At 71.0% G+C, this 26,012-nt stretch carries 25 protein-coding genes and 2 tRNA genes; 10 read left to right on the top strand and 17 right to left on the bottom strand.

The window, feature by feature from the left end; genetic code table 11:
- Positions 1 to 18 precede the first annotated feature (18 nt).
- From AC0VYL_RS07155 to AC0VYL_RS07135, 5 genes are all read right to left on the bottom strand, one after another.
- Entirely contained in the window at positions 19 to 918 is a 900-nt protein-coding gene (locus AC0VYL_RS07155) for a carbohydrate ABC transporter permease (protein WP_475483483.1), read from the bottom strand.
- 60 nt (positions 919 to 978) lie between these two features.
- Positions 979 to 2,262, bottom strand: a complete 1,284-nt coding sequence (locus tag AC0VYL_RS07150) for a sugar ABC transporter substrate-binding protein (protein ID WP_475482655.1) — start codon at positions 2,260 to 2,262, stop codon at positions 979 to 981.
- 155 nt (positions 2,263 to 2,417) lie between these two features.
- Complete coding sequence (locus AC0VYL_RS07145; RefSeq protein WP_475460532.1) at positions 2,418 to 2,903, bottom strand: hypothetical protein; 486 nt, start codon at positions 2,901 to 2,903, stop codon at positions 2,418 to 2,420.
- 179 nt (positions 2,904 to 3,082) lie between these two features.
- Entirely contained in the window at positions 3,083 to 4,369 is a 1,287-nt protein-coding gene (locus AC0VYL_RS07140) for a class I SAM-dependent methyltransferase (protein WP_475482654.1), read from the bottom strand.
- An 83-nt stretch (positions 4,370 to 4,452) separates the two neighbouring features.
- A complete protein-coding gene (locus AC0VYL_RS07135) occupies positions 4,453 to 5,937 on the bottom strand; it encodes an FAD-binding oxidoreductase (RefSeq protein WP_475482653.1) in 1,485 nt (494 codons plus the stop codon).
- A 271-nt stretch (positions 5,938 to 6,208) separates the two neighbouring features.
- Between AC0VYL_RS07135 and AC0VYL_RS07130 the strand changes: the two genes are divergently transcribed.
- Positions 6,209 to 7,000 carry a glutamate racemase gene (locus AC0VYL_RS07130; RefSeq protein WP_475482652.1) on the top strand — a complete coding sequence of 264 codons (792 nt, stop codon included), beginning with the start codon at positions 6,209 to 6,211 and terminating at the stop codon, positions 6,998 to 7,000.
- 28 nt (positions 7,001 to 7,028) lie between these two features.
- Here AC0VYL_RS07130 and AC0VYL_RS07125 read toward each other — a convergent pair whose 3' ends face one another.
- Entirely contained in the window at positions 7,029 to 8,786 is a 1,758-nt protein-coding gene (locus AC0VYL_RS07125) for a hypothetical protein (protein WP_475482651.1), read from the bottom strand.
- A 186-nt stretch (positions 8,787 to 8,972) separates the two neighbouring features.
- Here AC0VYL_RS07125 and AC0VYL_RS07120 point away from each other — a divergent pair, with 186 nt between their 5' ends.
- Both AC0VYL_RS07120 and AC0VYL_RS07115 read left to right on the top strand, forming a co-directional pair.
- Entirely contained in the window at positions 8,973 to 9,320 is a 348-nt protein-coding gene (locus AC0VYL_RS07120) for a hypothetical protein (protein WP_475460522.1), read from the top strand.
- 196 nt (positions 9,321 to 9,516) lie between these two features.
- Positions 9,517 to 10,041 carry a DUF6315 family protein gene (locus AC0VYL_RS07115; RefSeq protein ID WP_475460520.1) on the top strand — a complete coding sequence of 175 codons (525 nt, stop codon included), beginning with the start codon at positions 9,517 to 9,519 and terminating at the stop codon, positions 10,039 to 10,041.
- Positions 10,042 to 10,169: 128 nt separating this feature from the next.
- Here the strand turns inward: AC0VYL_RS07115 and AC0VYL_RS07110 are convergent, their stop codons facing one another.
- The 6 genes from AC0VYL_RS07110 to AC0VYL_RS07085 all read right to left on the bottom strand — a co-directional run bounded on the left by AC0VYL_RS07110 (position 10,170) and on the right by AC0VYL_RS07085 (position 15,522).
- Positions 10,170 to 12,290 carry an ATP-dependent DNA helicase gene (locus tag AC0VYL_RS07110; protein ID WP_475460518.1) on the bottom strand — a complete coding sequence of 707 codons (2,121 nt, stop codon included), beginning with the start codon at positions 12,288 to 12,290 and terminating at the stop codon, positions 10,170 to 10,172.
- Between the two features lie 94 nt (positions 12,291 to 12,384).
- On the bottom strand, positions 12,385 to 12,858 hold the full coding sequence (locus AC0VYL_RS07105; RefSeq protein ID WP_475460516.1) for an SRPBCC family protein: 474 nt from the start codon (positions 12,856 to 12,858) through the stop codon (positions 12,385 to 12,387).
- Complete coding sequence (locus AC0VYL_RS07100; RefSeq protein WP_475482650.1) at positions 12,851 to 13,201, bottom strand: ArsR/SmtB family transcription factor; 351 nt, start codon at positions 13,199 to 13,201, stop codon at positions 12,851 to 12,853. The genes AC0VYL_RS07105 and AC0VYL_RS07100 overlap by 8 nt, the downstream gene beginning before the upstream one ends.
- Before the next feature lie 87 nt (positions 13,202 to 13,288).
- Positions 13,289 to 13,855, bottom strand: a complete 567-nt coding sequence (locus AC0VYL_RS07095; RefSeq protein WP_475482649.1) for a DUF4291 domain-containing protein — start codon at positions 13,853 to 13,855, stop codon at positions 13,289 to 13,291.
- A gap of 47 nt (positions 13,856 to 13,902) precedes the next feature.
- Complete coding sequence (glsA, locus tag AC0VYL_RS07090; RefSeq protein ID WP_475482648.1) at positions 13,903 to 15,123, bottom strand: glutaminase A; 1,221 nt, start codon at positions 15,121 to 15,123, stop codon at positions 13,903 to 13,905.
- A 326-nt stretch (positions 15,124 to 15,449) separates the two neighbouring features.
- A tRNA-Ala gene (locus AC0VYL_RS07085) sits at positions 15,450 to 15,522 on the bottom strand.
- 211 nt (positions 15,523 to 15,733) lie between these two features.
- On the opposite strand from AC0VYL_RS07085, the gene AC0VYL_RS07080 reads away from it, so the two are divergent.
- Positions 15,734 to 17,278 carry an endonuclease/exonuclease/phosphatase family protein gene (locus tag AC0VYL_RS07080; protein ID WP_475482647.1) on the top strand — a complete coding sequence of 515 codons (1,545 nt, stop codon included), beginning with the start codon at positions 15,734 to 15,736 and terminating at the stop codon, positions 17,276 to 17,278.
- Positions 17,279 to 17,702: 424 nt separating this feature from the next.
- Positions 17,703 to 17,936 carry a hypothetical protein gene (locus AC0VYL_RS07075; RefSeq protein ID WP_475460506.1) on the top strand — a complete coding sequence of 78 codons (234 nt, stop codon included), beginning with the start codon at positions 17,703 to 17,705 and terminating at the stop codon, positions 17,934 to 17,936.
- Here the strand turns inward: AC0VYL_RS07075 and AC0VYL_RS07070 are convergent.
- Positions 17,908 to 18,225: an ArsR/SmtB family transcription factor gene (locus AC0VYL_RS07070; protein WP_378735075.1), complete on the bottom strand. Its 318-nt coding sequence runs from the start codon at positions 18,223 to 18,225 to the stop codon at positions 17,908 to 17,910. The genes AC0VYL_RS07075 and AC0VYL_RS07070 overlap by 29 nt on opposite strands.
- Positions 18,226 to 18,229: 4 nt before the next feature.
- Positions 18,230 to 19,087: an SRPBCC domain-containing protein gene (locus tag AC0VYL_RS07065; RefSeq protein ID WP_475482646.1), complete on the bottom strand. Its 858-nt coding sequence runs from the start codon at positions 19,085 to 19,087 to the stop codon at positions 18,230 to 18,232.
- A gap of 127 nt (positions 19,088 to 19,214) precedes the next feature.
- Between AC0VYL_RS07065 and AC0VYL_RS07060 the strand changes: the two genes are divergently transcribed.
- Positions 19,215 to 19,814, top strand: a complete 600-nt coding sequence (locus AC0VYL_RS07060) for a DUF998 domain-containing protein (protein WP_475460502.1) — start codon at positions 19,215 to 19,217, stop codon at positions 19,812 to 19,814.
- Here AC0VYL_RS07060 and AC0VYL_RS07055 read toward each other — a convergent pair.
- The gene (locus tag AC0VYL_RS07055) at positions 19,807 to 20,655 is read right to left on the bottom strand and encodes an NAD(P)H-binding protein (protein WP_475482645.1); all 849 of its coding nucleotides are present in this window, start codon (positions 20,653 to 20,655) and stop codon (positions 19,807 to 19,809) included. The two genes, AC0VYL_RS07060 and AC0VYL_RS07055, sit on opposite strands and share 8 nt — an antisense overlap.
- A gap of 498 nt (positions 20,656 to 21,153) precedes the next feature.
- Positions 21,154 to 21,226: transfer RNA gene (locus AC0VYL_RS07050), tRNA-Ala, on the bottom strand.
- Between the two features lie 172 nt (positions 21,227 to 21,398).
- Here AC0VYL_RS07050 and AC0VYL_RS07045 point away from each other — a divergent pair.
- Positions 21,399 to 21,692 (top strand): GroES family chaperonin, encoded by a 294-nt coding sequence (locus tag AC0VYL_RS07045; RefSeq protein WP_017545236.1) that lies wholly within the window; start codon positions 21,399 to 21,401, stop codon positions 21,690 to 21,692.
- Between the two features lie 31 nt (positions 21,693 to 21,723).
- Here AC0VYL_RS07045 and AC0VYL_RS07040 read toward each other — a convergent pair whose 3' ends face one another.
- Positions 21,724 to 22,311, bottom strand: coding sequence for a TetR/AcrR family transcriptional regulator (locus AC0VYL_RS07040; protein WP_475460498.1), 588 nt, complete (start codon positions 22,309 to 22,311; stop codon positions 21,724 to 21,726).
- Between the two features lie 150 nt (positions 22,312 to 22,461).
- On the opposite strand from AC0VYL_RS07040, the gene AC0VYL_RS07035 reads away from it, so the two are divergent.
- The 3 genes from AC0VYL_RS07035 to AC0VYL_RS07025 all read left to right on the top strand — a co-directional run bounded on the left by AC0VYL_RS07035 (position 22,462) and on the right by AC0VYL_RS07025 (position 25,843).
- Positions 22,462 to 24,207 (top strand): ABC transporter ATP-binding protein, encoded by a 1,746-nt coding sequence (locus AC0VYL_RS07035; protein ID WP_475462965.1) that lies wholly within the window; start codon positions 22,462 to 22,464, stop codon positions 24,205 to 24,207.
- A 125-nt stretch (positions 24,208 to 24,332) separates the two neighbouring features.
- Positions 24,333 to 24,971 carry a TetR family transcriptional regulator gene (locus AC0VYL_RS07030; protein WP_475460496.1) on the top strand — a complete coding sequence of 213 codons (639 nt, stop codon included), beginning with the start codon at positions 24,333 to 24,335 and terminating at the stop codon, positions 24,969 to 24,971.
- Positions 24,968 to 25,843, top strand: coding sequence for an alpha/beta fold hydrolase (locus tag AC0VYL_RS07025; RefSeq protein ID WP_475482644.1), 876 nt, complete (start codon positions 24,968 to 24,970; stop codon positions 25,841 to 25,843). The genes AC0VYL_RS07030 and AC0VYL_RS07025 overlap by 4 nt, the downstream gene beginning before the upstream one ends.
- The last annotated feature ends 169 nt before the right edge of the window (positions 25,844 to 26,012 follow it).

The following is a 26,012-nucleotide window of genomic DNA, read 5'->3' as shown; positions in this document are numbered from 1 at the left end:
GTCCGGGCGGGGTTGGCGTCATCTCAGCTCCTCTTCCCGGAACAGCGCGCGCAGGTAGACGACCGTGATCCCCAGCAGGAGCAGCGTGAGCAGGGCCGCGATGGCCGAGCCCATGCCGAAGTCGTTCTGCCCGAAGGACCGGACGTAGGCCCACACGCCCAGGTTGAGCATCTGGGAGCCGCCGACGTCACCGCCGGGCATCAGGTAGATCTGCGCGAACACCTTGAAGTCCCAGATGGTCGAGAGCACCGTGACCACGGCGAACACCGGACGCAGCGTCGGGAACGTGACGTGCCAGAAGCGCTTCCACGCCCCGGCTCCGTCGATCCGGGCCGCCTCGTGCAGTTCCTTCGGCACAGTGAGCAGTCCGGCCAGGACCGTGACGGCCACGAACGGGAACCCGCTGTGCACGATGTTGAGCGTCACGATCGCGTAGAACCAGAAGCGGTCGGCGAACCAGTTGTAGCCGGACGGTTCGATCAGGCCCAGGGACTTCAGGGCCTGCGCCACGACCCCCTGGTCCACGTCGAAGATCCAGATCCACACGTAGGTGCCGCTGACGGCGGGCATCGCCCAGGCCACCATCACGCAGGAGACCACGATGACCCGCGTGACGGGTTTCAGGTTGGCCAGCAGCAGGGCGACGAGCGTGCCCAGCACGACGGTAGCGACCACCGCGACGACGGCGAACACGACCGTGTTGACCAGGACGACGCGCCACAGGTACGGGTCGGTGAGCAGGCTGACGTAGTTTTCCAGCCCGACGAAGTCCGACTCCCCCGAGACCAGGTTGCGCAGCTTGAAGTCCCGGAAGGACAGCCACACGATCCGGCCGATGGGGAACAGCAGCAGTACGCCGATGACCCCGAGCGGGGGCACCAGCAGGGCCCAGGGCAGGAGGGCGCGCCGCCCCCTCATACCCAGGAGCGGCGCGCGTCGGCCGCCCTTGGGCGGCCGGACCGGTGTGGCGGGTGGCAACTAGTTTCCCTCGTTGAGGATGGTCTCGATGGACTCGGCGGCGCGGTCGGTGGCCTCCTCGACGGTCGCTTCACCGTTGAGGATGTCCTGCTGCATGCCGACGATGATCCCCTCGGCCTCCACCTGGGACCAGGCGGGGACGGCCGGGGTGCTCTTGCCCGCTTCCAGGAGCTGGACGGCGAACGGTTCGACCAGCGGGTCACCGGACTCGGCGTAGGCCTCGATCTCCGCGACACCGGCCGGGAAGAAGCCGCTCTCCTCGCCCCAGCGGTCGAAGTACTCGCCCTGGGTGAGGAGGTCGACGTACTCCCAGCCGGCCTCCTCGTTGCCGGTGCCCTCGAACACCGACAGCAGCGAGCCGCCGGCGAAGGAGTCCATGTACCCCTCGTCCTGGCCGGGCAGCACGAACGCGCCGAGCTTGCCCTCCAGGTCGGGGTTGGACTCGATGATGGCCTTGGGGTTGGAGCTGTTGGAGATGGCCATGACGGCCTCCTCGTCGGCGAGGGACTCCATGACGTTGATCTCGTTCCAGTTGACCGCGCCCGTGGTGGACAGGTCGTCCTCCAGGGAGAGGTTGGTGAAGAACTCGACCCCCGCGCGACCCTCCGGGGAGTTGATGGTGGAGGTCCACGTGCCGTCGGACTCCTGGACCGCGACCTCGCCGCCGCCGCCCCACACCCACGGCATGACCGAGTACTGGGCCTGGCCGGGCACCGGGAAGCCGATCATGCCGTCCTCGGCCTCGGCGAGCTCCGTGGCGGTCTCGCGCAGCTCCTCCCAGTTGGCCGGCTCCTCGTGGCCGTGCTCCTCGAAGATGTCCTTGCGGTAGATGACCGAGCGGATCGACGCGTACCAGGGCACCCCGTACGCGGCGTCGTCGATGACGCCCATGGAGTACATCTCCTGCTGGAACCTGGAGGGGTCGTCGACGTACCCGGAGAGGTCGTGCAGGGCCCCGGCGTCCGCGAACTCCGGGGTGAAGGTGGTGCCCAGCTCGACGACGTCGGGAACGGTACCGCCCGCGATGGCCGTGGAGATCTTGTTCTGGGCGTCGGCCCAGGGCACGAACTCGACCTCGACGTCGATGCCCGTCTGCTCGGTGTAGGTCTCGTTGACCGCGTCGAAGAAGGCGCTGGCGTCCGGGTTGGTCCCCTCCATGATCCAGACCTGGAGGGAGTCGGTGTTCCCGCCGCCGTCACCGCCTCCGCAGGCCGTCGCCGCAAGCACCAGGCTCAGTGCGGCTGCGGGAAGGGTGACGTACTCGTGTACTCGTCTGCGGGCCATCGGCTCGCCTCCCGTTCCTTTTCGAGGGTCCCCTGAGGGTTGGTAGGAAACCTACGTAAAGAAGGACGACTTGTGAAGTAAACCACTGCGACTTGTGTCTGACCTGTTAGGCAGGCGGTTCCAGTCGGCGTTTCCGATCGGACGGGTGGTCACCGTCAGTCGCTCAGACCGGTCACCTGGCGCAGGGTCGAGACGAGTTCGGCGCGCTTGTAGACGGCGAGCCCGACGGCCGCGCAGAAGGCGGCGAGCATGTGCGCGAACACCATGCGGTCGCCCTGGGCGAGGCGCTCGGCCGTCTCCTCCTCACCGATCGAGTGGGCCTCCCACGCGGTGGACACGGCGAACTCCAGCTCCGGCGGGAGCATCTCCGCCACGGTGCGCGCCACGGCCTCGCGTGAGTCGGCGGGCTTCCACACCACACCGGTCTCCTGGACGCGGCGGCCGAGGAAGGCCGCGATCACCCGGAGCTCGGACATGACGTCCTCGACGTCGTCCGCCGCCCGGGGGATGACCCGGTCCAGTTCCTCGCGGTTGTGGTCCGCGTAGGCGCTGATCAGCGCGATCGCGGTCTCCCTGACGTGCTCCGGCAGGTCGTGTTCGGGTGTCGGGTCGCCCTGGGGCGCGTTGTCGTCGGAGGACACGGGGTGGGTCCCTTCACGGCTGCTGGATCTGACGGCTCCATGATGCCGCGTCGGCGCCGTTCCATGGCGCAGGCGGGGGCCGGGGACGGGGGTGTCCGCGCAACGCGAACACCCCCGTCCGGGACGGCCCATGGAGCGGCGGTCCCTCCGGGCGGTCGTGGCGGGCCGCCGTGGCGCGGTCAGAAGTCCGGCCGCAGGGGCATGAGCGCGTCGGTGCCGTCCAGCTTGACCCCCAGCATCTGATGGAGCTGCACGACGTCCCGCTCGAAGCCCAGGACGCACCCGGCCATGTAGAGGCGCCACACGCGGGCGGTGCCCTCCCCCACCTCGGCGACGGCCCGGTCCCAGTCGCGCTCCAGGTTGGCGCCCCAGTGGCGCAGCGTCAGCGCGTAGTGCTCGCGCAGGTTCTCCTGGTGGCGGATCTCGAAACCGGCGTCGTTCATGGCGGTCTGGATCTGCGCGGGGCCCTCCAGCTCGCCGTCGGGAAAGACGTACCTGTTGATGACGCCCTTGGTGTTCATGGGCTTGAGGTTGTTGCTGGGACGGGTGATGCAGTGGTTGAGCAGCCGACCGCCGGGCACCAGTTTGGCGTTGAGCGAGGCGAAGTAGGGGTCCAGGTTCCGGGCCCCGATGTGCTCGGTCAGCCCGATCGAGCTGATCCGGTCGAAGCTGCCGTCCGGGACGTCCCGGTAGTCCATGTGCCGGATCTCGGCCAGCCCGGTCAGGCCCTCCTGCGCGATCCTCTTCGCGCCCCACTCGGCCTGTTCCTTGGACAGGGTCACGCCGACCGCCCTGACCCCGTGCTCGCGCGCGGCGTGGCGCACCATGCCGCCCCAGCCGCAGCCGACGTCCAGCAGGCGCATCCCCTTCTCCAGACCCAGTTTGCGCGAGATCAGGTCGTACTTGCGGAACTGCGCGCTCTCCAGGGCCCCGTCGAACTCGCCCACCCGGTCCAGGGCGCCGTCCTCCTCGTCGAAGACCGCGCAGGTGTAGGTCATCGACGGCCCGAGGACCATCTCGTAGAAATCGTTGGAGACGTCGTAGTGGTGGTGGATGACCTCGGCGTCGCGCTGCTTGGAGTGCCGCATCCCCCGCCCGAGCAGGGTGCCCTTCCGCATCTCCTGGGGCGGCGGCGCCACCCTGTTCACGAACTTCACCCAGCCCACCGAGCCCACGATGGCGAGGAGGTCCCGGGCGGTCACGTTGACGCCCTCCGCGAAGGTGAAGTCCGCCATGTGTCTCAGCGCGGTGTACATGTCGCCCTCCAGCTCCAGGTGGCCGGAGACGTAGGCGCGCGTCAGCCCCACCGCGTTGGGCGACTGGGCCAGGTAGTTGACGGCCACCGGGGTCCGCACGTTCACCGTGACCTCGCTGTCGGGGTCCCCCGCCGAGCTGCCGTCGTAGGCGGTGAACCGGATGGGCGCGTCGGGTCCGACGACACGCTCGAAGATCTCTGCAAGCCGCATGCTCATGTCCTTCTTCCCTCCCGTACGCGGCCCCTGCCCACAGGTCGCCGCCCGGTGGTCCTGTCAACTGCTCGGCGGTGGGTTCAGCGGTTGCGTACGCACTTGGCGTACAGGTCCAGGAGCCGACCCCGGGGGTCGTAGGTCTCCTTGAGGTCCCCGTAGTCGGTGCCGTTGTAGAGGGCCCAGAAGTCGTCCTCCGAGTAGAAGGAGTCCGAGTACAGGGACTTGTGGCCGCCCAGCCGGGTGACCTCCTCCTCGACCCTGCGGTTGTGGTGGGCGCGGCGCTGGCCGGGCCGGGTGTCGACCAGCCCCCAGAACCCGAAGTTCACGTACAGGCGGTCGTTCTCCAGGGGGTAGAGCGGCCAGACGTGCTCGCCCTCCGAGAGCCCGGCGCGGCGGGGTTCACGCAGCCGGAGCGGGCACATCCACATGGGGGTCATGCCGATCTCCGCGTGGTAGAAGTCCAGGAACTCCGCGCCGCGCTCCACCCCCACCTCGATGTCCTGGATCAGGGGCTCCTGCTGCGGGCGGCCCCGGTAGTGGTTCAGGAGCCGGGAGAAGTCGGTGCGCCGGTCCCAGGCCACGAGCCTGCGGTAGACGTCGGAGCGCTTGAGGGAGCGCGGCCAGAGCGGGCGCACGAACCGGTTCTGGGTGCCGAAGGCGCGGGAGCACCAGAACCAGTCGGTGTCCCAGCGCCAGATGTAGTCGTGCACGGTGAGGTAGTCGCCGGGGCCGGTGGATCCGCTCTCCGGGTCGGCGTAGCGCGCGATGGAGCGGTAGTAGACGTCGTTGCCGGTGTAGTCGCTGGTCCAGGGCGCGTGGTCGGTGAACCGGGCCAGCGTCAGATACAGCTCGTCGGGGCCGAACACCACCCCGTCCACGAAGTCCACGGGCCGACCCTCGTGGGAGGCGTCGGCGCAGATCTCGGCGAGGGCGTCCATCGCCGTCGAGGAGTCGTGGAACCTCAGGTGGCGCAGGTGCACGTAGGGGGAGACGGGGTCGAGCTCCACGCGCAGGCGCAGGGCGTACCCGAGCGTGCCGTAGGAGTTGGGGAAGCCGTGGAACAGGTCGCTGTGCTCGTTGTCCCGGGTCGCGGTGACGACGTCGCCGGAGCCGGTGAGGATCTCCATCTCCTGGACCGCCTCGTGCGGGAGGCCGTTGTGGAAGGAGGAGGACTCGATGCCCAGCCCGGTGACCGCCCCGCCCAGCGTGATGGTGCGCAGCTGCGGCACGACCGTGGGCATGAGCCCGTGCGGGAGGGTGGCCGCCACCAGTTCCTCGTAGGTGGTCATGCCGCCGACGTCGGCGAGGCGCTCGACGGGGTCGATGGCGATGACACCGGAGAAGGCCGACACGTCCAGGGCCGGGGCGGAGGACCGCTCGCGGAACCGGAACAGGTTGGAGGTCGGTTTGGCCAGCCGCACGGGGGCTCCCTCGGGGAGGGACCGGTAGTCGTGCCGAAGCCGTTCGACCGCCGCGACGTGATCCGCGAGCCCCGTGACCGCCGACGGCCCCCGTGGGGACCGGGGGCCGGAACTGGATGTCGTACCGGGCTGTTTCGGAGTCATACCGGGGTTCCCCTGACTGTTGACGACGCACAGCTTGGGTCGGCCAGGACCGGTGGTGGCGTGCCGCGGCAGGCCGATCCCCTCAGTTCTACCTATCGGTATCGGCCCACGGCCACCCCATTTCGGTACGTGTCTTACCCACTCTCGGGCGGCGAAGGGTACTGGCGGCGGCGCGGAGGCCGGGGGACGCGGGAGGGACCGGAGGCGACGACGCCGCTGTCACCTGGGGTGATGTGAGTGTTACCGGACGGTCCGCATAGGATGCGGTTCCGTGCGCATCGCTCTCGTTGACTCCGGTATCGGCATGCTGTCCACGGCCTCGGCCCTGCACGCGGCACGGCCCGACGCCGACCTGTACCTGTCCATGGACCCGGACCACATGCCGTGGGGTCCCCGTACCCCGGAACAGGTGATCGACCGGGCCCTGGCCGGGGCCCGCGCCGCCCTGGACGCGGCGGGTTCCCTGGACGCCGTGGTGGTGCCGTGCAACACGGCGTCGGTGCACGGCCTGAACCGGTTGCGCACCGAACTGGAACCGGACGTCCCGGTGATCGGGACCGTCCCGGCCATCAAGCCCGCGGCCGCCGCGGGAACCCCGATCGCGGTGTGGTCCACCGAGGCCACCACCCGCAGCGAGTACCAGCAGCGGCTCGTGGTGACCTTCGCCCGGGACGTGGCGGTGACCCCGGTCGCCTGCCTGGGCCTGGCCGAGGCGGTGGAGTCCGCCGACCCCGCGCGGATCGGCGCGGCCGTGGCGTACGCCGCCTCCCTCACCCCGCCGGAGGTCCGTGGCGTGGTGCTGGGCTGCACGCACTACGACCTGGTGGACGAGGAGATCTCCCGGGCCCTCTCCGGCAGGGCGGAGCTGTTCACCGCGGCCCGGGCGGTGGCCGCCCAGACCCTGCGCAGGGTGGAAGCGGCCGAGGGGAGCGGTCAGGAGACCGCGACCGCTCCGACCACCGACCGGCCGGGCCGGGTCACCGTCCTGGCCAGCGGCCGCCCGGCCGAACTCCCCCCGGCGGCCCTGACCTACCCGGCGGGCCGCTCACTCCTGCCCCGCTGACCTCCGCGCCGACTGCGGCGGGGGCCCTTCAGCCTCCGGCCCCGAACCGCACGGCCCCGGCGGCCTCCCGCGTCTCCCGCACGGGCGGGTGGTCCGGAACCGGCGGGGCCTCCACCACCTGGGGCCGCGCCACGACCGGCTGGGCGTCGTCCGTCGGCGGACGGCCCTGCGCCAGCTGCGGCTCCCGCACCACCGGACCCTCCGGGACCGGCCTCGGGTCACCCGTCCGGGGGCGGTCCGGAACCGGCTGGGGCTCCACCCGCGACGCGTGTTCGCGTACGAGCGCACCGGCCGCCAGCGTGCGGACGAGGTCGCGCACCCCCGCGGTGTCGTTGTCGTGCAGCAGCGTCTCCAGCAGCGACAGGGCGGCGCGCTGGTCACCCGGCTGTTCGCGGACGTGCCGCCACTGGGGTTCGGTGGCGACGTCGGAGAGCATCAGGGTGCGTCCCACCTGCCCGAGCGCGCTCAGCAGGGCGGAGTCGTGCGGTCGCTCCATGAGCGCCACGTTCACCTGCTCGGCCTGCTGCTCGGGGTTGACCTCCTCGGCCTTCTGCGCCCGGAGGAAGTCGAGGATGCCGCCGGAGGGAGCCAGCGGCTGGACCGCCTCCAGCCCCCGCACCATGGACCGCACCTCGACCAGGTCGCCGGTGATCTCCTCGGCGGCGCCGAGTTCCCGGATGAGCCGCTCGGCCCGCTGCGCGGAGCACTCGGCCACCCACCGCGCCCCCCGGCCGCTGGCCAGCCGGGACGCGGACAGGGCGAGTTCGGCGCCCCGCCGGGGCGCCCCCACCCGCTCGAAGTAGCGGGACCACGTGGTCACCCGCACGCCCAGCCGCCAGTCGTTGCGGACACTCCCCTGGCAGACCAGGTTCTCCACCGACTCCACCCACGCCGAACGCAGCTTCGGGTAGGTCTCGGCCTCCTCCACGGTGGGCAGGAGGCCGATCGCCTGGCGGGCGTCGCAGAGTCCCAGGCGGGCCAACCAGGACAGCAGACGGGCGCGCTCGAAGCGGATCATCCGCAGCAGGGCGGCGCGGCGCGGGTTGACGGCGGAACCGTCGCCGCCCCTGCCACCCAGGTCGAGCTCGGCCTCCATCCGGTCCAGCGCGTCCAGGGCGTCGGTGTGCTTGTCCTGGTGACGCAGAGCCCTGACCAGGGCGAAGACACCCTCCGCGCCGAGCACGGCGGGGCCGGTGGCGGTGTGGTCGTAGCGACGCAGCTCCGCCTCGGCGCGGTCGGCCTGCCCCTCGTCGATGAGCAGGTGGACGCGGGCCAGGGTGAAGGCGGGCCAGGCAGGGGTGCCCTCCCAGCCGGACAGGCGCCGGGCGGAGAGGAGTTCGCGGCGCTGGTCGGTGGTGCCCCTGGCGTCGATGTTGGCGTGGCAGCGGACCAGTGTCTCCAGGGCGGAGACCGCCAGCGGACCGTACTGGGTCGGCGCGGGTTCGTCCTCGACCACGGCCCTGGCCTGTTCCAGGGCGCGGCGCCCCTCCCCGAGGGACCCCACGCGCACCGCGAGCGGCCAGTGCGCCAGGAAGAACAGGGTCGGCGGGCCGAACACCCCCGGCACCGAGGCCGGAACCGCCGTGGGCGCGGGGTTGTCGGACTTCGCGGCCTCGGCGACGAGACGGCGGGCGGTCCGCATGGCCGACCTGGCCAGCGCCTCCACCTTGACCGCGTCGCCCGCTTCGCTGAGTACGGGCAGCTCCGTGACGGCTTCCGCCAGTTCATCCTGTCCGGCGGCGCGGAGTTGACGTCCGGTCTCCCCCACCCATGTCCACATCGTCATGGTGTCTCCCCCCAGTGGCATGTGCGAACAGAACGTAGCAGCGTGGTGACAGGGCTGTCTGGAGAACGCGTGAACCCGGTGTGGGGCGGGCACTCCGGCCCCTCCTGTGGCGGATCACGGCGGATAGACTCGGAGGTGTCCAGCGAGCGGCTGGTACTGAGCGGCACGAGGGAGACATGAGCGTCGATGGGATGGCGAGACCGGTTCGGACTCCGTAAGGCCAACCGCAAGGGCAAGGCCCGTTTCGACCGCGCCGCCGAGGATTCGGACATCAAGGCGCTGATCGACTTCGCCAAGAGCCGGGTGGGGGTCGAGTTCTTCGTCGAGCCCGAAACCTTCGCCACACGGGCCACGGCGGTCGCCGTCGCCACGGACGGGGAGTGGATCCGCCGACGCTGCGGCTCCCCGGACGTGATCCGCAAGGTGGCGAGCGACCTGGCCAAGCCCGCGTACGACGTGCAGATCGTGGGTTATCCGCAGCGGATGCGCGACTGGACCGAGCGGAACAAGCGGGGCCTGTCCATGGACGAGTGAACCCTCCGACCGGCGCGGGCGGAGCATACCGCCCCGGGGTGAGACCGGCCACGTCCACACCCCCTCTGAGCACGTCCGAAACCCGTCACCCGGTCATTTTGGGCATTGATGACGAGTCCTTGCCTCGACTTCCTTGCCGAACGGGTTCCCTAACGGCCTCCATCCGTCGCATACTCGCCTGGGAGGGGGGACTCTGATGAAGCAGGATCTCACTGCCTTGTGTTGCGAATGCGGCATGGTTCGCGAGGTGAGCGACCACCAGAGTGTCGGTGAGGCGCAGTCCGCCTACGGACTGGCCCGCTGCGTGGTCTGGCGCAAGTGCCGCCCGTGCGGCTACCGCACCTACCACGCCTACCTGCGTGGCGACGAGGACCGTGACGAGCTGGAGGACGCCCTGCGGCTCGACGGAGCCCTGGCGGCGGAGGCCCTCGACGAGGAGGTCGAGCAGCTGCGGCTGTGCGGGGTCGAGATCGGCCACGCCCCCGTGCCGGCGATCTGGGACGGCCAGTCCGTGGGCATGGTGACCCAACGGCTCACCGACCACGCCTACTCGATCGTGCTCGACCCCGAGGCCTCGGTGGTGTCCCGGCTCAAACTCATCGACATGATGTGGAACGAGCTGCTGGTGGGCGAACACGACGACCGCTGGCAGATCCAGGAGCCGGAGGACGACTCCCCCGGGTACGCGATCCGTCTCTTCGGCTACCGCACACGGGGCTGACCCGGCGAGACGCCGGAACGACACGGCAGCGTACGGGCGCTGGGCCACAGGACACGGCTCGATCCCGATACGACGGCAACGGCCGGGCCCCCGAGGGGCGCCCGGCCGCCGTCATGTCACGGACGCGCTCAGGCGGCGGACTCGTCCCGCGCGGCCCCGGCCTTCTCGGCCAGGCGACGCAGTGCCGATCGTGCGACCTCGGGGTCGGCCGTCCCCCAGTAGGGCGGCAGGGAGGCCCGGAGGAACCCCCCGTACCCGGCGGTGGCCAGGCGCGGGTCCAGGACGGCGATCACCCCCCGGTCGTCGGTGGAGCGCAGCAGGCGCCCCGTCCCCTGGGCGAGCAGCAGCGCCGCGTGGGTGGCCGACACCGAGAGGAAGCCGTTGCCCCCGTGCGCGGAGACGGCCCTCTGGCGGGCGGAGGCCAGCGGGTCGTCGGGGCGCGGGAAGGGGATGCGGTCCACGATCACCAGCTGGAGCGAGGGGCCGGGCACGTCCACGCCCTGCCACAGGGACAGGGTCCCGAACAGGCAGGACCGCTCCTCCTCGGAGAAACGGCGGACCAGCTGCCCGGTGGAGTCCTCGCCCTGGCACAGGATGGGCTGGTCCAGGCGCTCGCGCAGCTCCTCGGCGGCCTGCTGGGCGGCGCGCATCGAGGAGAACAGGCCCAGGGCCCGGCCGTCGGAGGCCTCGATGAGCTCGGCGATCTCGTCGAGGTAGGCGTCGGAGAGCCCGTCGCGGCCGGGTTTGGGCAGGTGGCGGGCGACGTAGAGGATGCCGCTACGGCCGTGGTCGAAGGGCGACCCGACGTCGAGGCCGCGCCAGCGCGGTTCCCCGGCCGCGCGGTGCGGACCGTCCTCGTCGGTGTCCTTCCCGGCCTCGCCCGCCGGGTCCGCGGGTTCGTCCGGGGTCTCCTCCACCGCGCCGACGCCGCGGGCGGCGCGTTCGGCGGCCTCCTGGGCGACCTCGCGACCGAGCCCCCACTGCCGGGCCAGGGCGGTGAAGTCGCCGCCCAGGGTGAGCGTGGCGGAGGTGAGCACCACGGTGCGGTCACCGAAGAGCTTCTCCCGGAGCAGGCCGCCCACCCCGAGCGGGGCGACGTTGAGTGTGGGCGGGCGCGCGGGGACCTTGGTGAGCCAGACGATCTCGGTGCGGTCGCGGAGCGGCGGCTCGAAGGACTCCAGGACCCGCTCGGCCGCCTCACGGACCTCGGCGAGTGCGGCCAGGGCCAGGCGCCGGTCGGAGGCAGTGTCCGGGTCGAGTTCGCCCGGGGAGGGCCCGATCGCGGCGATGCACGCGGCGGAGGCGTCCCGGGCCGCCGCCACGGCCCCGGCGAGGCCCTCGTCGATGTGGTCGAGACGCCCCTCGGGCACCTCGGTGAACATCAGCGCCAGTCCGTCCGCGCACTCGCTGAGGCGTTCGCTGATCCCGGGTTCGACCAGGCGGGCGGCGCGTTTGGCGGCGGTGGTGACGGTGCGCTCGGTGAGGCTTCCCGTGGCCACGGAGGTGGCCCGGTCCACCAGCTCGTGCGCCTCGTCGATCATGATCGTGTTGTGCTCGGGCAGGATGTGGTAGCCCTGCGACATGTCGATGGAGAGCATGGCGTGGTTGGTGACCACCACGTCCACCCCGGTGGTGGCCTCGCGGGCGAACTCCGCGAAGCACTCCTGGCCGAAGGAGCAGACCCGGGCGCCCATGCACTCGTTCCCGCCCACGGACACCTGGCGCCAGGCCAGGTCGCTCACGCCGGGCACGAGCTCGTCGCGGTCTCCGGTGAGGGTCTCCTCGGCCCACTCGTGCACGCGGGCGACCTGGCGGCCCAGGGAGGAGAGCTGGCGGGCGTCGAAGAGCTCGCTGCCCTCGGCCTCCTCCTCCGAGGCGGTCTGCATGCGGTTGCGGCACAGGTAGTTGCGCCGCCCCTTGAGCACGGCGAACGTGGGCTCGCGGGGGAGCAGCGGGGTCAGGGCGGCGGCCAGGCGCGGCAGGTCGCGGTCGATCAGCTGGTTCTGGAGCGCGATGGTGGCGGTGGAGACGACCACGGGGGTCCGGGTCGCCATCGCGTGTCTGATCGCGGGCACCAGGTACGCCAGGGACTTACCGGTGCCGGTACCGGCCTGGACCACCAGGTGTTCGCGTTCTTCGACCGCCGAGGCGACGGCGTCGGCCATGGTCTGCTGACCCTCTCGGCTGCTGCCGCCCAGGGCCTTGACGGCCGCGCCGAGCAGGGTGGGTACGTCGGGGAGATCTGCCACGGATCGACAGTACCCGCCGGTGACGACAGGTTCGGCGCCGTCCACAGGCACGGTTCGCGGCCCGGCCCGGGGCCGGGCCGCGGGCGCCCGTGCTTCAGACCAGGGACCGGACCAGTTCCTCCAGCTGGTCCATGGACTGCCCGGCTCCGGTCTCCATTCCGGAGGCGAGCATGCCGTCCCGGTCCTCCACGCTCTGGAAGACGGCGGTGGAGGTGTACCTCGTACCTCCGTCGACCTCCTCCAGGCGGTGGGTCTCCATCAGGACGTGCCCGGGCATGCCCTCGAACTCGAAGGTCTGGGTGTAGCTCTCGGGCGCGCTCACGTCGTGGATGACGCCGTGGAAGCCGTACTCCCGCCCGTCGGTGTCGCGCTCGACGATCCGCCAGTTGCCCTGGGAGCGGAAGTCGAACCGGTCGACGACCGTCTCGGTCTCGCTGAGCCCCCACCACTTCGGCAGCAGCGCGGGGTCGGTCATGGCACGGAAGACGACGTCACGCGGGGCGTCGAAGGTGCGGGTCATCACGATGTCCTGACGGCCCGGTTCGGCGACGATGCTGAGGTCACTCATGGCTCTGCTCTCCTCCGGTGCTGCGCTGCATCCTGCGAAGTTCCTCGTCCAGGCGGGCGAAGCGCCCCTCCCAGTGGCCCCGGTAGCGGTCCACCCACTCGTTGACCTGCTCCAACGGCGCTGGCTCCAAACGACAGGGGCGCCACTGGGCGTCGCGGCCCCGGGTGATGAGCCCGGCCCGTTCCAGGACCTTCAGGTGCCGGGAGACCGCCTGGAGGCTGATGTCGAACGGCTCCGCCAGGGTGTTGACCGTGGCCTCGCCCTCCGCGAGCCGGGCGAGGATCGCCCGACGGGTCGGGTCCGCCAGGGCGGCGAACGTCAGACTGAGCGGATCGTTCACCATCTGCCTATTCAACCTTTCCGTTAATCAACCAACTTGTTGATTACGCGCCCGGGCGCCGCCCCTCGTCAAGGACGTGCCGCCCGGTCGCTAGCGTTCGATCCCGAGCCTCGCCGCGGTTCCGCCCGGGACCGGGTAGACCCGCTCCGGAGGCAGCAGGCGCCGGGCCCTGGCCACCTGGCCCGAACGCACCGCCTCGGAGATCCTGCGCGTCCGGTCGGTGATGTCGGTCAGCCCCACGACCCACTCCTCGGCGAAGCTGGCGATGAGCCCCCGGCCCACGCCCACCTGAATGCTGTAGTGGTTGAGCGCCGCACCGCGAAGCGAACGCTCCGGGTCCCACTGGACGTGTACGGCCGCTCCGGCGACCACGTCCGGCGCCGAGGTGGTCAGCGCGGCCGCCGCCAGCGCCTCCTCCCATCCTTCACGGGTGATCCGCACCGCCAGCACGCGCTCCTGGCCCGACTTGCGGGCCCAGTTGCTGCGGTGCATCAGCCACAGGAACGACGGTTTGATCCACGTCATCCGTTTGAGGGAGAACGGCGGAACGAACCGACCGGCCCGCAGTGCGGGGTCAGCAACCGCGGAGGAGTAGGCCTGGTAGACCACGATCGTCCGGTCGTCGAAGTCGGCGCGCACCTGGCGTTGGGGCTGCATGCGGGCCAGCCTTCCAAGCGTCTCGTGCCCACCGCAATCGAATTTCCTCAGGACCGGCGGACGCCCCTGGGGTCGCTGACGGTGGCGTCGACTCCGGCGTCGGCCAGCTCGGAGAGTTCGGCGGCGAGCAGCGACCGGGCCGCGTCGCTCAGCCCCGACACCCGCTCCAGGGCCACGCTCACCGACGTCACCCGCGCGTCGTCGATGGCCTCCTCCAACCGGGACACGATCTGTTCGGCGGCGAGGAAGTCGATCTCGCCCCGCAGCCGCACGTCGAGCCGATTCCCGTCCCTGGTCACACTGTGCATCGGAGACGGGGGTTCCGAGGGCGTCTGGAGCATGTGCAGGTCGTAGTCGTCGGAGAGCCGTTCCAGCGCCGCCACCCCGCGCACGCTGTTGCCCGCGTCGTCCAGCGGCGGACTGAACACACCCACCCCGAACGCGCCCGGAGCGGCTGCGAGGATGCCGCCGCTCACCCCGCTCTTCGCGGGGATGCCGACCCGCAGCCCCCACTCCCCCGCGCGGTCGTACATGCCGCAGCTGGACATGATCGAGAGGGTGTGCCGCGCGGTGCGCTGGGAGACCACCCGCTCCTCGGTCACCGGGTTGACCCCGCCGACCGCGAGGGTCGCGGCCATGACCGCCAGGTCGCGCACGGTCACACTGAGGGAGCACTGGCGGAAGTAGTCCTGGACCGCGTCCTCGACCCGGCCCACCAGCACACCTCCGGCCAGGCTCAGGTACCCGAGGGCGCGGTTGCGGTGTCCGGTCTCGGCCTCAGAGCGGTACACGTCCTCGTCCACGACCAGCTCCCGCCCGGCGAAGGACGACAGGACCGACCGGACGCGCTCGAAGCGCCGCTCCGGGTCCGCGCTCTCCACCAGGGAGGTGGTCACGATGGCGCCCGCGTTGATCATCGGGTTCTCGGGGCGGCCGTGCTCGTCCAGGCTGATCGCGTTGAAGGGCTCCCCGCTGGGTTCGGCGCCGACGTGTTCGTGCACCACGTCCAGTCCGAGCTGCTCCACGGCGATCGCGTACACGAAGGGCTTGGAGATCGACTGAATCGTGAAGGGGAGCTCGGACTCACCGACGTAGTAGGAGCGGCCGTGCGCGCTGATCGCGGCGATCCCGAACAGGTCCGGGTCGACGTTCGCGAGTTCGGGGATGTAGTCCGCCACCCGGCCCCCGGTGAGCCCGGCGACCTCCTCGCGGATCTTGTCCAGCACCTGGATGACGGGGCTGGTCTCGTCGGCGGGGTCGTGGTCCATCCGCCCAGTCTAGGAAGGCGGAGACACGCGACGGCCCCGGCCACGCGGGCCCGGGTCAGTCCGTCTCGCGAGCCCCGAGGAGCGGCCCCGGAAACGGCGGGAGGAACGGCGACGGCGTGCGCACCGGGACGGGGGTGGCCGGGTTCTCGCGAGCCCCGGCGTGCGCGCACCGGAGGCTGGGGGTCACCTCGGAGTGACGACGGGACGACCCGGCGGTCGCGTGCGATCGGGGTCGTCTCGGAGGCCGGGGCTCGGGCGATCGTCCCCCGGAAAGCAGGAAGGCCCGCCGGGAGGTTGCGCGGCAACCACCCAGCGGGCCCTACTCGTGGAGCTATGGGGATTCGAACCCCAGACCTCCTCCATGCCATGGAGGCGCGCTACCAACTGCGCCATAGCCCCGTGTGCCTTGCGGCGACGCTTCGATTCTAACGGATGTCGGGCGGTGCCGGGAACATCATTCGTGTCAGGCGTCCCACACCGCCCGGGGTTCGGCTCCGGTTCGAGTTCACCCGGCCTTCAGCCGGGGTCCCCCCATGTTGGACGTACGCGTTTCCGGGGTACCGGATGGTGGCTTGAGTCCGAAATCCCCCGAACGAGAGGCTTCCCCCGGATGCGTGTCCGTTTCCTGATCCCGACGGTGCTCACCGCACTCCTGTTGGCGCTGGGGGCCCACCCCGTGTCCGCCGCACCGCAGGGCACCCTGAGCCTGACCGAGGGCGGGGAGTTCACCTTCGCCTACACCACCCCCGAGCCGCACGCCGCCAACTGGATCGGGCTGTACCGCTCCTCAGGCGGCGGCCCCGTGGACGAGGAGTACGTGGCTCCCTCCCTCGTCTGGGCGTACGCGCCCGAGGCCGAAGGGACCGTGCGGCTGTCCGCCGACTCCCTGGAGCCGGGTTCCTACACCGCCTTCTTCCTGGCACGCGACGGCTACCAGTGGCTGGCCGAGCCGGTCGAAGTGCGACTGTCGGCCGAGGGCCCGGTCTCCTTCCCGGTCGGGGAGACCACCCTGCACAACGCCCGCCAGGGCCAGGCCTACGAGGCGGGCCTCGGCGGCCTGGTCTCGGGCGGCGGCGGGTCGATCGGGTTCACGAAGGTGAGCGGCGACGCCTGGATCGAGGTCTCCGGCGACGGAACGCTCACGGGCACCCCGCGCACCTCGGCCGACCGGGAGACCCCGGCGGGCGTCTCCCGCCCCGACCGCTCCTCGGCCCGCGTGACCGTGGAGGCCACCGGTGAGGACGGCTCCGCCGCGCGCCTGGACGTCACCATCCCCGTGCGCCGCCACGACCAGCCGCTCGTCGACGAGTTGGGCGTGATGAGCCTCAACACCTGGCACGGTGGGACGCAGGTCAACGGCTACCACGAGAAGCAGCTGCGGTTCCTGCTGGAGAGCGGCGCCGACGTCGTCGGACTCCAGGAGACGCAGGGCACGCACGCGACCCGGTTGGCCGAGGCCCTGGGCTGGTACCACTGGCAGGGTTCGGGCAGTCTCGGGGTGATCAGCCGGTACCCGATCGCGGAGGAGTACGGCGAGGTCAACGCCTCCGGCGGGGTGCGGATCACGCTCGACGGCGAGGAGTCGCAGGTCAACCTGTGGAACGTGCACCTGGGGTACACCCCCTACGGCCCCTACGACTTCTGCTTCGACGGCATGGACGTGGACCGGGTCCTGGAGCGCGAGGCGGAGTCCGGGCGTACCCCGCAGATCACCGACACCCTCGCCGCGATGTCCGGGCAGGTGGACGCCGCCGACGAGGTCCCGGTGCTGCTGGTGGGTGACTTCAACGCGCCCTCGCACCTGGACTGGACGGAGGACCTGAGGGAGAAGAACTGCGGGTACGCGGACGTGCCCTGGCCGACCTCGGTGCTCCCGACCGAGGCCGGGTTCACCGACTCCTACCGGGTGGCCAACCCCGACCCCGTGAGCACGCCGGGCCTCACCTGGTCGCCGCTGTACCCGTTCAACGAGGGGTCCACGGGCCGCGAGGAGCCGCAGGACCGGATCGACTTCGTGTACCACGCGGGCGACCTCACGGTCCGGGACTCGCGCGACCTGGTCGTCGGGGACCCGGCCCCGGTGCCGGAGCACGCCGACAACGAGTGGACCACCGACCACGCCGCGGTGCTGACCTTCTACTCGCTCCCCTCGTAGGCTCGCCGGTCCCGTCAATCGGTCGCGGCCGGGAGTGAGGCGCTCGGCTGGGTTCGCCCGGCCGGGCGCCCCTCCGGTCCGTCGCTCCGCTCGCGGCCGGTGCGCGTGTCCGCCGACCCACGGTCCGGCGGGTCGCCTTCGTCCGGCCAGTGCCGACGGCACTCCGCTCGTTCCGGGGCTTGGTGCGGCCCAGGGTCATCGCACGCGTCCGAACCCCGATGTCGTCTCCCACTCCATCGGGGTCGGGCCGAGGCGACTGCCAGCACCCGTCTCCCAGGGTGGTCCCCGGTCCCGGCAGGGCCGTGCCCCAGGCTGGATCCCCGCTCGCGCGTGCGACACCTCGACGGGATCCGGTTCGCCCGCCCGAAAGCCGCCTCTCGTACCCTGGGAGTGCCGGTTCACCACCTCCCGGGAAGGGGCCTCCGTGTCCTCCGCAGAGAACCCGCACGTCGCCGCTCTGCTCCGTTGGGAGGAGCACGGTGCGTTGTGGCGGGTGGTGGCACGCACCGGTGCCACGGTGACCGTCTCGATGCTCACCTGTGACGGCGGCACCGAGGTGGACCGCATCACCTCGGGTGATCCAGCCCTCCTCTCGTTCCTCGGTCAGCGCAGCAGCTCAGAGGAACCGGTCAGCCCCTCTCCTCAGCGATGGACCTGATCCCCTCCAGCCTGCGGTCCCAGGCGGCGGCGATGCCGCGCAGGTTCCGCCCGACCTCGTCCAGGCGGGCGCCCTCCACCTCGTGAACGATCGAGCGGCCACTGCGTCTGGTGCGCACCAGCCCCACCGTGCGCAGGACCTCCAGATGCTTCACGATCGCCTGTCGCGACACGGGCAGCTCCCGGGCCAGCTCCGACGCGGAGGCGGGCTCCCTCCCGAGCCGGACCAGGATGCTCCACCGGGTGTCGTCCCCCAGCGCGGCGAAGACGGGGGGCAGTGTGGTGTCCACGGCCTCATCTCCCCCGCGTGGCGGAGAGGCGTTCCGCGAGGGTGGTGAACCCGCCGCTCCAGCCTTCGAGTTCCACCGCCGCGTTGCCCGCCGCGTCACCGAAGCGCCCGGCCAGGGCGTCGAACCCGACCTGGGTGACGGTGAGCAGACTCCCCGCCCCCGAGGCCCTGACCTCGAAGGTCACCAGGGTGCTGTCGTCCGTGCCGGGGTCGGTCCCGGGCTCCATGGCGATCCGGTAGGCGAACCGGCGCGGCGCCTCCACCTCGACGATCCGGCCCCGGAACGTTCCGTGCTCGGCCCAACGCAGCTCCATCGGCGCGCCCTCGCGGGCCTCGAAGTCGGCTCCGTCGAAGGCGTACCAGGCCGCGAAGTGCTCCGGCGTGGTGACCGCCTCCCAGACCCGCTCCGGGGTGGCGTCCACGTGCACGGTGCGCTCGACGGTCACCGGATCGAGCAGGCCACGAGCGGCGGCGAGCTCGATCTCCCAGCCCTCGATCTGTCCGGCGACGTGGGCACGCAGCTCGGCCTCGGCCATACCCAGCGCCTCGAACCCGCTCTCCGCGACGGTGAGGGTCACCCCGCCCGGTCGTTCCCGCACCCAGATCTCCACCTGGGTGGACTGTTTCTCGTCCACCCTGCCGAGCCAGCTGAACACGACGTGGTGCGGCGGGTCGAGCTTCTCCGTGCGCACCAGGAACTCACCGTGTGTGGGGTCGTGCACCAGGTGCAGGCCGTCCTCGACCTCGTCGATCCGGTGGTCGACCACCCGACCGTCGTTGATGAACCACCCCGGCCGCGAAACGAGGTCCCAGACCCGTTCCGCACTGGCGTCGATGTCGATCCGCCGTTCGATCCTGTCCATACCAGCCTCCTTTGTGCAACTCCAGAGTTGCACACGGATCAACCGCTGCGCAACCCCCGGGTTGCACAGGATTGGTTCGTCGAACCCCCGACTAGAATCCGGCTACGGCCTACGTTCGGAGCCCTCCATGACTCCCCTCCTGTGGTCCGGAGCCGTCGGCTCCTGGCTGTTCGTCGCCGTCCTCCTGCTGGACGGTCTCACGCGCCCCGGATTCCACCCGGTCAGACACCCCGTGAGCGCGCTCGCGCTCGGTCCGCGCGGGTGGATCCAGACGACCAACTTCGTCCTCTGCGGACTGCTGGTCACGGCCGGGGCGCTCGCCCTGCCCGACACCACCGGTAGTACCGTCCTGGCCGTCGGCGTGGGAGCGCTCGGCCTGGGCCTGGTGGCCTCGGGGGTGTTCACCATGGACCCGATGCGGGGCTACCCGCCCGGCACCCCCGACACCACCCCGAAGAAGTACTCCACCCGGCACGGGCTGCACGACTGGGCGGGCACGGTCGTGTTCCTGCTGCTGCCGGGGGTCCCGTTCATCGCGGTGTTCGGGCTCGACGACCCGGTCTGGAAGGTGGCGTCGGGGATCACCGCGGCAGTGTCAGCGGTTGCCGCCGGCGCCTTCGGCCGCCTGTGGGAGGAGGACGCGCCGCGAACCGGCCTCGTCCAACGAACGGCGATCACCGTCAGCCTGGTCTGGCTCGGCTGCCTGTTCGCCCGGGCGGCTACCTGAAGTCCGCCGCGTGGTCGCGCGCCCACTGCCGGAAGGTGCGTGCGGGCCGCCCGAGGGCGTCCATCGAGGTCGGCACCGCCTCCGGTTGCGGGACCTCCAGGTCCCCGGGGTCCGACTCGCCACCGGAGTAGTCCTCGAAGCCCAACAGGAAGTCCGCGTTGTCGGCCGCGAATCCGCCCTGGGCCAGGTAGTCCTTCCTCGCCGTGTGGGCGTCGACCACCTCGAAGCGCACCGGTTCCCCGATCGCCTCCGCGATCGCGGCCACCTGTTCCCGGCGACTCACCAGATCCGGGCCGTTCAGGGTGTACGCCCGTCCGGCGTGCCCCTCCCCCGTCAGTGCGGCCACCGCGACGTCCGCGATGTCCCGTTCGTGCACCGGGTACCAGGCCTCCTCCGGCAACGGGTCCCTGACCGTCCGCCGGCGCCTGATCGAAGGCCCCCACAGCCAGAGTTTGTTCAAGGCGAACTCCCCCGGGCGGACGTGGGTCCACTCCATTCCCGAGGCCTCCACCGCCCTCTCCACCGGAAGGTGGTAGTCGGTGTCGAACCCGTGGGTGACGGCACCGGAGGAAAGGGTCACCACTCTGGTGACACCCGCCGCACGCGCCATTTCCACCACACGCCCAGCCGTGCCCGGAACGGGAAAGAGATAGACCCGGTCGACCCCCTCGAAGACCCCTTCCAGGCTCTCCGGGCGGGCGAGATCACCGACCACACCCTCGACGCCGTCGGGCAGGTCGTCACGGACCCGCCGCGAGAGCGCCCGGACCTCGACTCCCCTGAGCCCCTCCACCACCAGTCGGCCGACATTACCGCTCGCACCGGTCACGAGAATTCTCATTCACACACCTCCGCTTCAACCGTATCCTTGAACCAGTTGTAGAGGGTTGAGTCGATACCCAAAAGGCCAAAGGGCGACAACCCTCAAACAGAGAAGGAACCCAGGGAGAAAGGGGGAACTGATCGGGCCACTTTCGGAACGCGACGGGAGCGAGGATCCGGGGCACGGGAGACGCCGGTACGGCGGGAGGAAAGAAGAGAGGGAATCAGTCGCGGAACGGCACCGCCGCGCGCGAGCCGAACGGAGGGCCGAACCCCCGTGCCAGCCGTGGACGGGACGTGACGGTGGGCGTGTCCACCCCGAGCGGGGTGGCGAGGTACGCGGGCCCCGGCGAGCGCGCACCGGGGGGTGGGGGTCACCCCGGTGCAACGACGGGACGACCCGGCGACCGCGTGCGATCGGGGTCGTCTCGGAGGCCGGGGCTCGGGCGATCGTCCCCCGGAAAGCAGGAAGGCCCGCCGGGAGGTTGCGCGGCAACCACCCAGCGGGCCCTACTCGTGGAGCTATGGGGATTCGAACCCCAGACCTCCTCCATGCCATGGAGGCGCGCTACCAACTGCGCCATAGCCCCTGGTAGGCCGGACGGTTTCCCCGTTCGGCACGCCTCAACTCTACAGGAAGTCAAGGGTGGGTCGAACCAGGTTCAAACCCGGGGTGGACGCCGGGGGCTCCGGGGCGCGGGGCCTGGTCTCGGACGGGCCGAATACTCTGGTGAGGTGGCCGAATCAAAGCTTGAAATCCAGATGCTCCATGACCGCCTCCTGGTGAAGACGGTCCCGGACAAGAGTGAGCGGCGCAGCAGCGCGGGTCTGGTCATTCCGGACACGGTGAAGTTGGCGACCCGGCTGGCCTGGGGTGAGGTGCGCGGTGCCGGGACCGGTGCCCGTCACGTGAAGACGGGTGACCGCGTGCTCTTCGATCCCGAGGAACAGGGCGAGGTCGAGTTGAACGGTGAGCGCTACGTGATCCTGCGGGAGCGCGACGTCCACGCGATCGCGAACGAGGCACCGGATCGGGGCACCGGCCTCTACCTGTGACGCCCCCGGCGACCGGGCCCCGCAGGCCCGGTCAGTCCCTTCTCTCCCGCGAGACGGCCTTGACGAGCGACAGCACGCACATGTTGTGGGCCTCGAAGGCGGGGACCCTCGCGGAGTTCACGTAGAGCCAGCCCCCGTAGAGCGTGGACCACAGGAGCTGCTGCGCCCACAGCGGCGTGATCCGGGGGTCGATGGTGCCGTCCTCGTGCCCGCGCTCGACGACCTCGTAGAAGGCGAGGTCGCTGGGCCCGCACTCCTCCTCTTCCTGCTCCTGTGACGGGTCGTCTCCGCCGAAGGAGAGCATGGAGATCTTCTGGAGCGCGAAGTACTCGGACACGAGGCGGGAGAAGGCCTCGATGGCGGTGCCCTCCGTGGGGCGGGCGCGTTCCGTGGCCTCGTTGGCCAGTTCGCTGGCGTGGTCGCCCAGAGCGGCGACGAGGTCGGCCCGCTCGGGGAAGTAGCGCTGGAGCGTGCTCCGGGCCACCCCGGCGCGCGTGGCCACGTGGGACAGCGGCGCGGCGCGGTTCTCACCCAGTACGTCGACGGCGGCGTCGAGGATCGCGCGGCGGGTGCGGGCGCGGGTCCTGGTCTCTTCCTCGGAGGGATCGCTCTTCACCATGCCCTCATAGTAGGGGCGTCGGTAATCTGTTGACAATAATCGGTCACCTATGACCTAATTTCATCCATGACTGCTCACCCACCGGTAGAACCAGCCCCACCCGACCCCGCGGACAGACCCGCGCCGGAGCCCCGCTTCGCCCAGCTGCGGGTGCTCTGGTCCTTCGTCCGACCCCACCGGAACAAGCTCCTCCTCGGCCTGGTCCTCGCCCTGTTCGGCTCGGCGCTGGAACTGGCCAACCCGATGGTGGTCAAGCTCGTGCTGGACACCATCTCCGACTCGGGCAGTCTCGCCATGCCCATCGCGATCCTGCTGAGCCTGTTCGGCGTCGGCCTGGTGACGGGCCTGTGGCACTGGATCGTGCTCGGCACCGTCGCGGAGAAGGTCGTCCTGGAGGCGCGCACCTCCCTCGTGCGCCGCTACTTCCGGGCCGCCCTGTTCCCGATGTCCAAGCGCCCCTCCGGCGAGCTCGTCACCAGGGCCACCTCGGACACCGTCCTCCTCAAGGAGGCCGCCTCCAGCAGCATCATCAGCCTGGTCAACGGCAGCGTCCTCATGGTGGGCACCCTGATCATGATGGGCGTCCTCGACCTGGTCCTGCTGAGCGTCACCGTCGTCGCGGTGGTCGTCGTCACGGTCCTCTTCCTCACCCTCATGCCCGCCATCGCCAGGGCCCAGGAGAAGGCGCAGAACTCCCTCGGCCTCATGGGCGGGGTGCTCGACGGCTCCCTGCGCGCGATCCGCACGGTGAAGGTGAGCAGGGCCGAGGAACGCCTGGGCTCGCAGATCCTCGAACACGCGGAGGACGCGACCCGGCACGGCATCCGTTCGGTCCGGCGCGAGGCCGTGGCCTGGACCATCGCCTTCGGCGGCGTCCAGCTGGCGATCATCGCCATCCTCGGCGTGGGCGCGACGCGGGTGGCCTCCGGGGAGATCGCGGTCTCCACGCTGGTCGCGTTCCTGCTCTACGCCTTCACCCTGATGAACCCGGTCATGGAGCTCTCCCAGAGCGTGACCACCCTCCAGTCGGGCATCGCCGCCGCCAAGCGCATCCGTGAGGTGGAGGCCATCCCGCTCGAACCCACCGCCGAGGCCCCCTCCGGGACCGCTCCGGCCGCCAGCAACGGTCACGGGAGTCCGCTGCTGGAGCTGCGCGGTGTCACCGCCCGTTACGCGCCCGGAGCCGCCACCGCGCTGGAGCGGATCGACATGACCGTCCCCAGGCGCGGGCACACCGCGATCGTCGGCCCCTCCGGGGCGGGCAAGACCACGGTCCTGTCCCTGCTCCTGCGGTTCCTGGAGCCGGAGGAGGGCCTGATCACGGTTGACGGCAGGCCCTACCAGGAGCTGTCCCCGCAGCAGGTGCGCGGTCACTTCGCCTACGTCGAGCAGGACACCCCGGTGGTGCCCGGCACCATCCGCGAGAACCTGCTGTTCACCAACCCGGAGGCGTCGGAGGAGGACATCCGACGGGTCCTGGACGAGGTGCTGCTGACCGACATGGTCGCCGCCCTGGAGGAGGGGCTGGACACCTCGTTGGACGCCAGCTCGATCTCCGGTGGCCAGCGCCAGCGCATCGCCCTGGCCCGGGCCCTGCTCGGGTCCCCGGACGTGCTGCTCCTCGACGAGGCCACCTCGCAGGTGGACGCGATCACCGAGGCCGCCATCACCCGCAGCGTGCGCGGACACGCCGACCGCGCGGCCGTGGTGACCATCGCGCACCGGCTGTCCACGGTGATCCACGCCGACCGCATCCTGCTGCTGGAGGACGGGCGTATTCGTGCGCAGGGCACCCACGCGCAGCTGTTGGAGGAGGACGAGCTGTACCGGGACCTGGTCTCCGCGCTGCACATCGCCGAGGTCGAGGACCGCGACGAGGAGGTGGCCTCGGCCTGATCCCCGTGGGAGACCGGCCCCCGTTCCGTCGGGGCGGTCTCCCGGTACGGGCCCGGAGGCGTTGACTTCCCCGCCCCTCGACCTAGAATGACCAAATAGACGATTCTGGTCATTAAGGATGGAAGATGGCCCGACCCAGTGTGGACACCGGGGTCATCCTCGACGCCGCCGCCGCTGCCATGGCGGAACACGGATCGAGACGCACCACCATGGACGAGGTCTCGCACCGGGCCGGAGTGGCCAAGGGCGTCCTCTACCTGCGCTTCGACAGCAAGGAGGCGCTGACCAGAGCCGTCGTCGGCCACGAGATGGGGCTGGCCCTGGCGACCACCCGGGCGGAGGTCGCCGCCGACCCGCGTGGAGGCCTCCTCTCACGCCTCTTCGTGCACTCCCTGACCGCTTTGCACACACGACCCTTCCTACGGGCGCTGTACAAGGGGGAGATCGGCCCCGTCCGGCGTCCGAGTGACCAGGATTCCCCGTACCGTGCGCGGTTGCCGATGGGCGCGGACTTCGTCCGACGGATGCGGGAGGCCGGAATGGTCCGGTCCGACCTGGACCCCGAGTCGCTGGCCACGAACCTGGCCGTCTGGAACGTCGGCCTCGCCCGTACCGCCCCCCACGATGACCTGGACGGCCTCATCCTGGGCATGGGCGAGCTGGTCGCGCGCGCGGCGGATACGGGGACCACCGACACCACGCCCGGCAAGGAGTGCTTCGCGCGCCTCGCCGACGACCTCGAGGCCCTCTGGAGCCGCTCATGACCTTCCTCCCCCCTGACTCACGCGCCGAGTACCTCGACCTCGACGGGGGCAGAGTGCGCGTCCTCCACGGCGGATCGGCTGACGACCCACCGCTTCTGCTGGTGCACGGTGGCAGCAACGACAACGCCACCATCTCCTGGTATCGGATGTTCGAGGAGTTCGGGCCCGACCACCGTGTGATCGCACCGGATCTGCCCGGGTTCGGCGGCACCGCGGGGATCGAGCCCCTGGGCGGCCCCGCGGCGCTGGCCGACTTCCTCGCCCGGCTCCTGCGCGAGCTGGGGGTGGAGGAGGCAGTGGTCGTGGGCGTGTCGATGGGCGGCGACGTGGCCCTGAACCTGGCCCGGCGCCACCCGGACCGGGTCCGGTCGCTCATCCTGATCGGCCCGGGTGGGCTGGGGGACCGTGTCGGGAACCGGTTCACGCACCGGGCCGCGTGGTGGGCCGCGCGGATTCCCGACCCGATCCTGCTCCGGCTCTCGGCCCTGGCCAACCGGTTCGTCGGGCTGGCACTGCGCGCGGTCGTCCACGACGTGTCGACGATGCCGCCCGAAGTCGTGGCCGAGTTTCGCCGCGAGGGACGCAAACCCGGCGCCGCGCTGGGATACATCCGCTACAACCAGGCCAACCTCGGACCGCACGGGATGCGCAACGATCTGCTGCCCGTGGTCGGGGAGATCAGCGCGCCCACACTCTTCGTCCACGGGGAGAAGGACCCGATCGTGCCGCTCAGGGGTTCTCGGCGAGCCGCCGAACTGATGCCGAACGCCCGACTCGTCACGGTGCCGGACTGCGGGCACTGGGCCCAGCTGGAGGCACACGACCGGTTCGTGGAGGAGGCGCGGGCCTTCCTGGAGACCGTCGACGACTGAGAGCCCCCCAGGGGCTCCGGGGAGACCTGCGCGGGGGTCGGTGGGTGTCCCCGAGAAACGATCGGAGCCCCCACGGAAAACGGCGGGACGGCCCCGCCGAGCGCGTTCACACTCCGCAGGGCGCCGTCCCGGAGATCAGGGGGCTCGGGCGATCGTCCCCCGGAAAACA

It is taken from the genome of Nocardiopsis sp. iso_238 (assembly GCF_056173325.1).
The sequence above is the reverse complement of the archived record's forward strand: the minus strand, read 5'-3'. Positions and strand labels throughout refer to the sequence as shown.

Excerpts from the sequence above, each read along its gene's own strand:
- AC0VYL_RS07060 (WP_475460502.1), top strand. The coding sequence starts at position 19,215 with ATGACTCCCCTCCTGTGGTCCGGAGCCGTCGGCTCCTGGCTGTTCGTC.
- AC0VYL_RS07065 (WP_475482646.1), bottom strand. The coding sequence starts at position 19,087 with ATGGACAGGATCGAACGGCGGATCGACATCGACGCCAGTGCGGAACGG.
- AC0VYL_RS07140 (WP_475482654.1), bottom strand. The coding sequence starts at position 4,369 with ATGCGGCTTGCAGAGATCTTCGAGCGTGTCGTCGGACCCGACGCGCCC.
- AC0VYL_RS07040 (WP_475460498.1), bottom strand. The coding sequence starts at position 22,311 with ATGGTGAAGAGCGATCCCTCCGAGGAAGAGACCAGGACCCGCGCCCGC.
- glsA (WP_475482648.1), bottom strand. The coding sequence starts at position 15,123 with ATGGACCACGACCCCGCCGACGAGACCAGCCCCGTCATCCAGGTGCTG.
- AC0VYL_RS07115 (WP_475460520.1), top strand. The coding sequence starts at position 9,517 with ATGAAGCAGGATCTCACTGCCTTGTGTTGCGAATGCGGCATGGTTCGC.
- AC0VYL_RS07055 (WP_475482645.1), bottom strand. The coding sequence starts at position 20,655 with ATGAGAATTCTCGTGACCGGTGCGAGCGGTAATGTCGGCCGACTGGTG.
- AC0VYL_RS07080 (WP_475482647.1), top strand. The coding sequence starts at position 15,734 with ATGCGTGTCCGTTTCCTGATCCCGACGGTGCTCACCGCACTCCTGTTG.
- AC0VYL_RS07120 (WP_475460522.1), top strand. The coding sequence starts at position 8,973 with ATGGGATGGCGAGACCGGTTCGGACTCCGTAAGGCCAACCGCAAGGGC.
- AC0VYL_RS07135 (WP_475482653.1), bottom strand. The coding sequence starts at position 5,937 with ATGACTCCGAAACAGCCCGGTACGACATCCAGTTCCGGCCCCCGGTCC.
- AC0VYL_RS07105 (WP_475460516.1), bottom strand. The coding sequence starts at position 12,858 with ATGAGTGACCTCAGCATCGTCGCCGAACCGGGCCGTCAGGACATCGTG.
- AC0VYL_RS07155 (WP_475483483.1), bottom strand. The coding sequence starts at position 918 with ATGAGGGGGCGGCGCGCCCTCCTGCCCTGGGCCCTGCTGGTGCCCCCG.
- AC0VYL_RS07100 (WP_475482650.1), bottom strand. The coding sequence starts at position 13,201 with ATGGTGAACGATCCGCTCAGTCTGACGTTCGCCGCCCTGGCGGACCCG.
- AC0VYL_RS07125 (WP_475482651.1), bottom strand. The coding sequence starts at position 8,786 with ATGACGATGTGGACATGGGTGGGGGAGACCGGACGTCAACTCCGCGCC.
- AC0VYL_RS07150 (WP_475482655.1), bottom strand. The coding sequence starts at position 2,262 with ATGGCCCGCAGACGAGTACACGAGTACGTCACCCTTCCCGCAGCCGCA.
- AC0VYL_RS07025 (WP_475482644.1), top strand. The coding sequence starts at position 24,968 with ATGACCTTCCTCCCCCCTGACTCACGCGCCGAGTACCTCGACCTCGAC.
- AC0VYL_RS07095 (WP_475482649.1), bottom strand. The coding sequence starts at position 13,855 with ATGCAGCCCCAACGCCAGGTGCGCGCCGACTTCGACGACCGGACGATC.
- AC0VYL_RS07030 (WP_475460496.1), top strand. The coding sequence starts at position 24,333 with ATGGCCCGACCCAGTGTGGACACCGGGGTCATCCTCGACGCCGCCGCC.
- AC0VYL_RS07045 (WP_017545236.1), top strand. The coding sequence starts at position 21,399 with ATGCTCCATGACCGCCTCCTGGTGAAGACGGTCCCGGACAAGAGTGAG.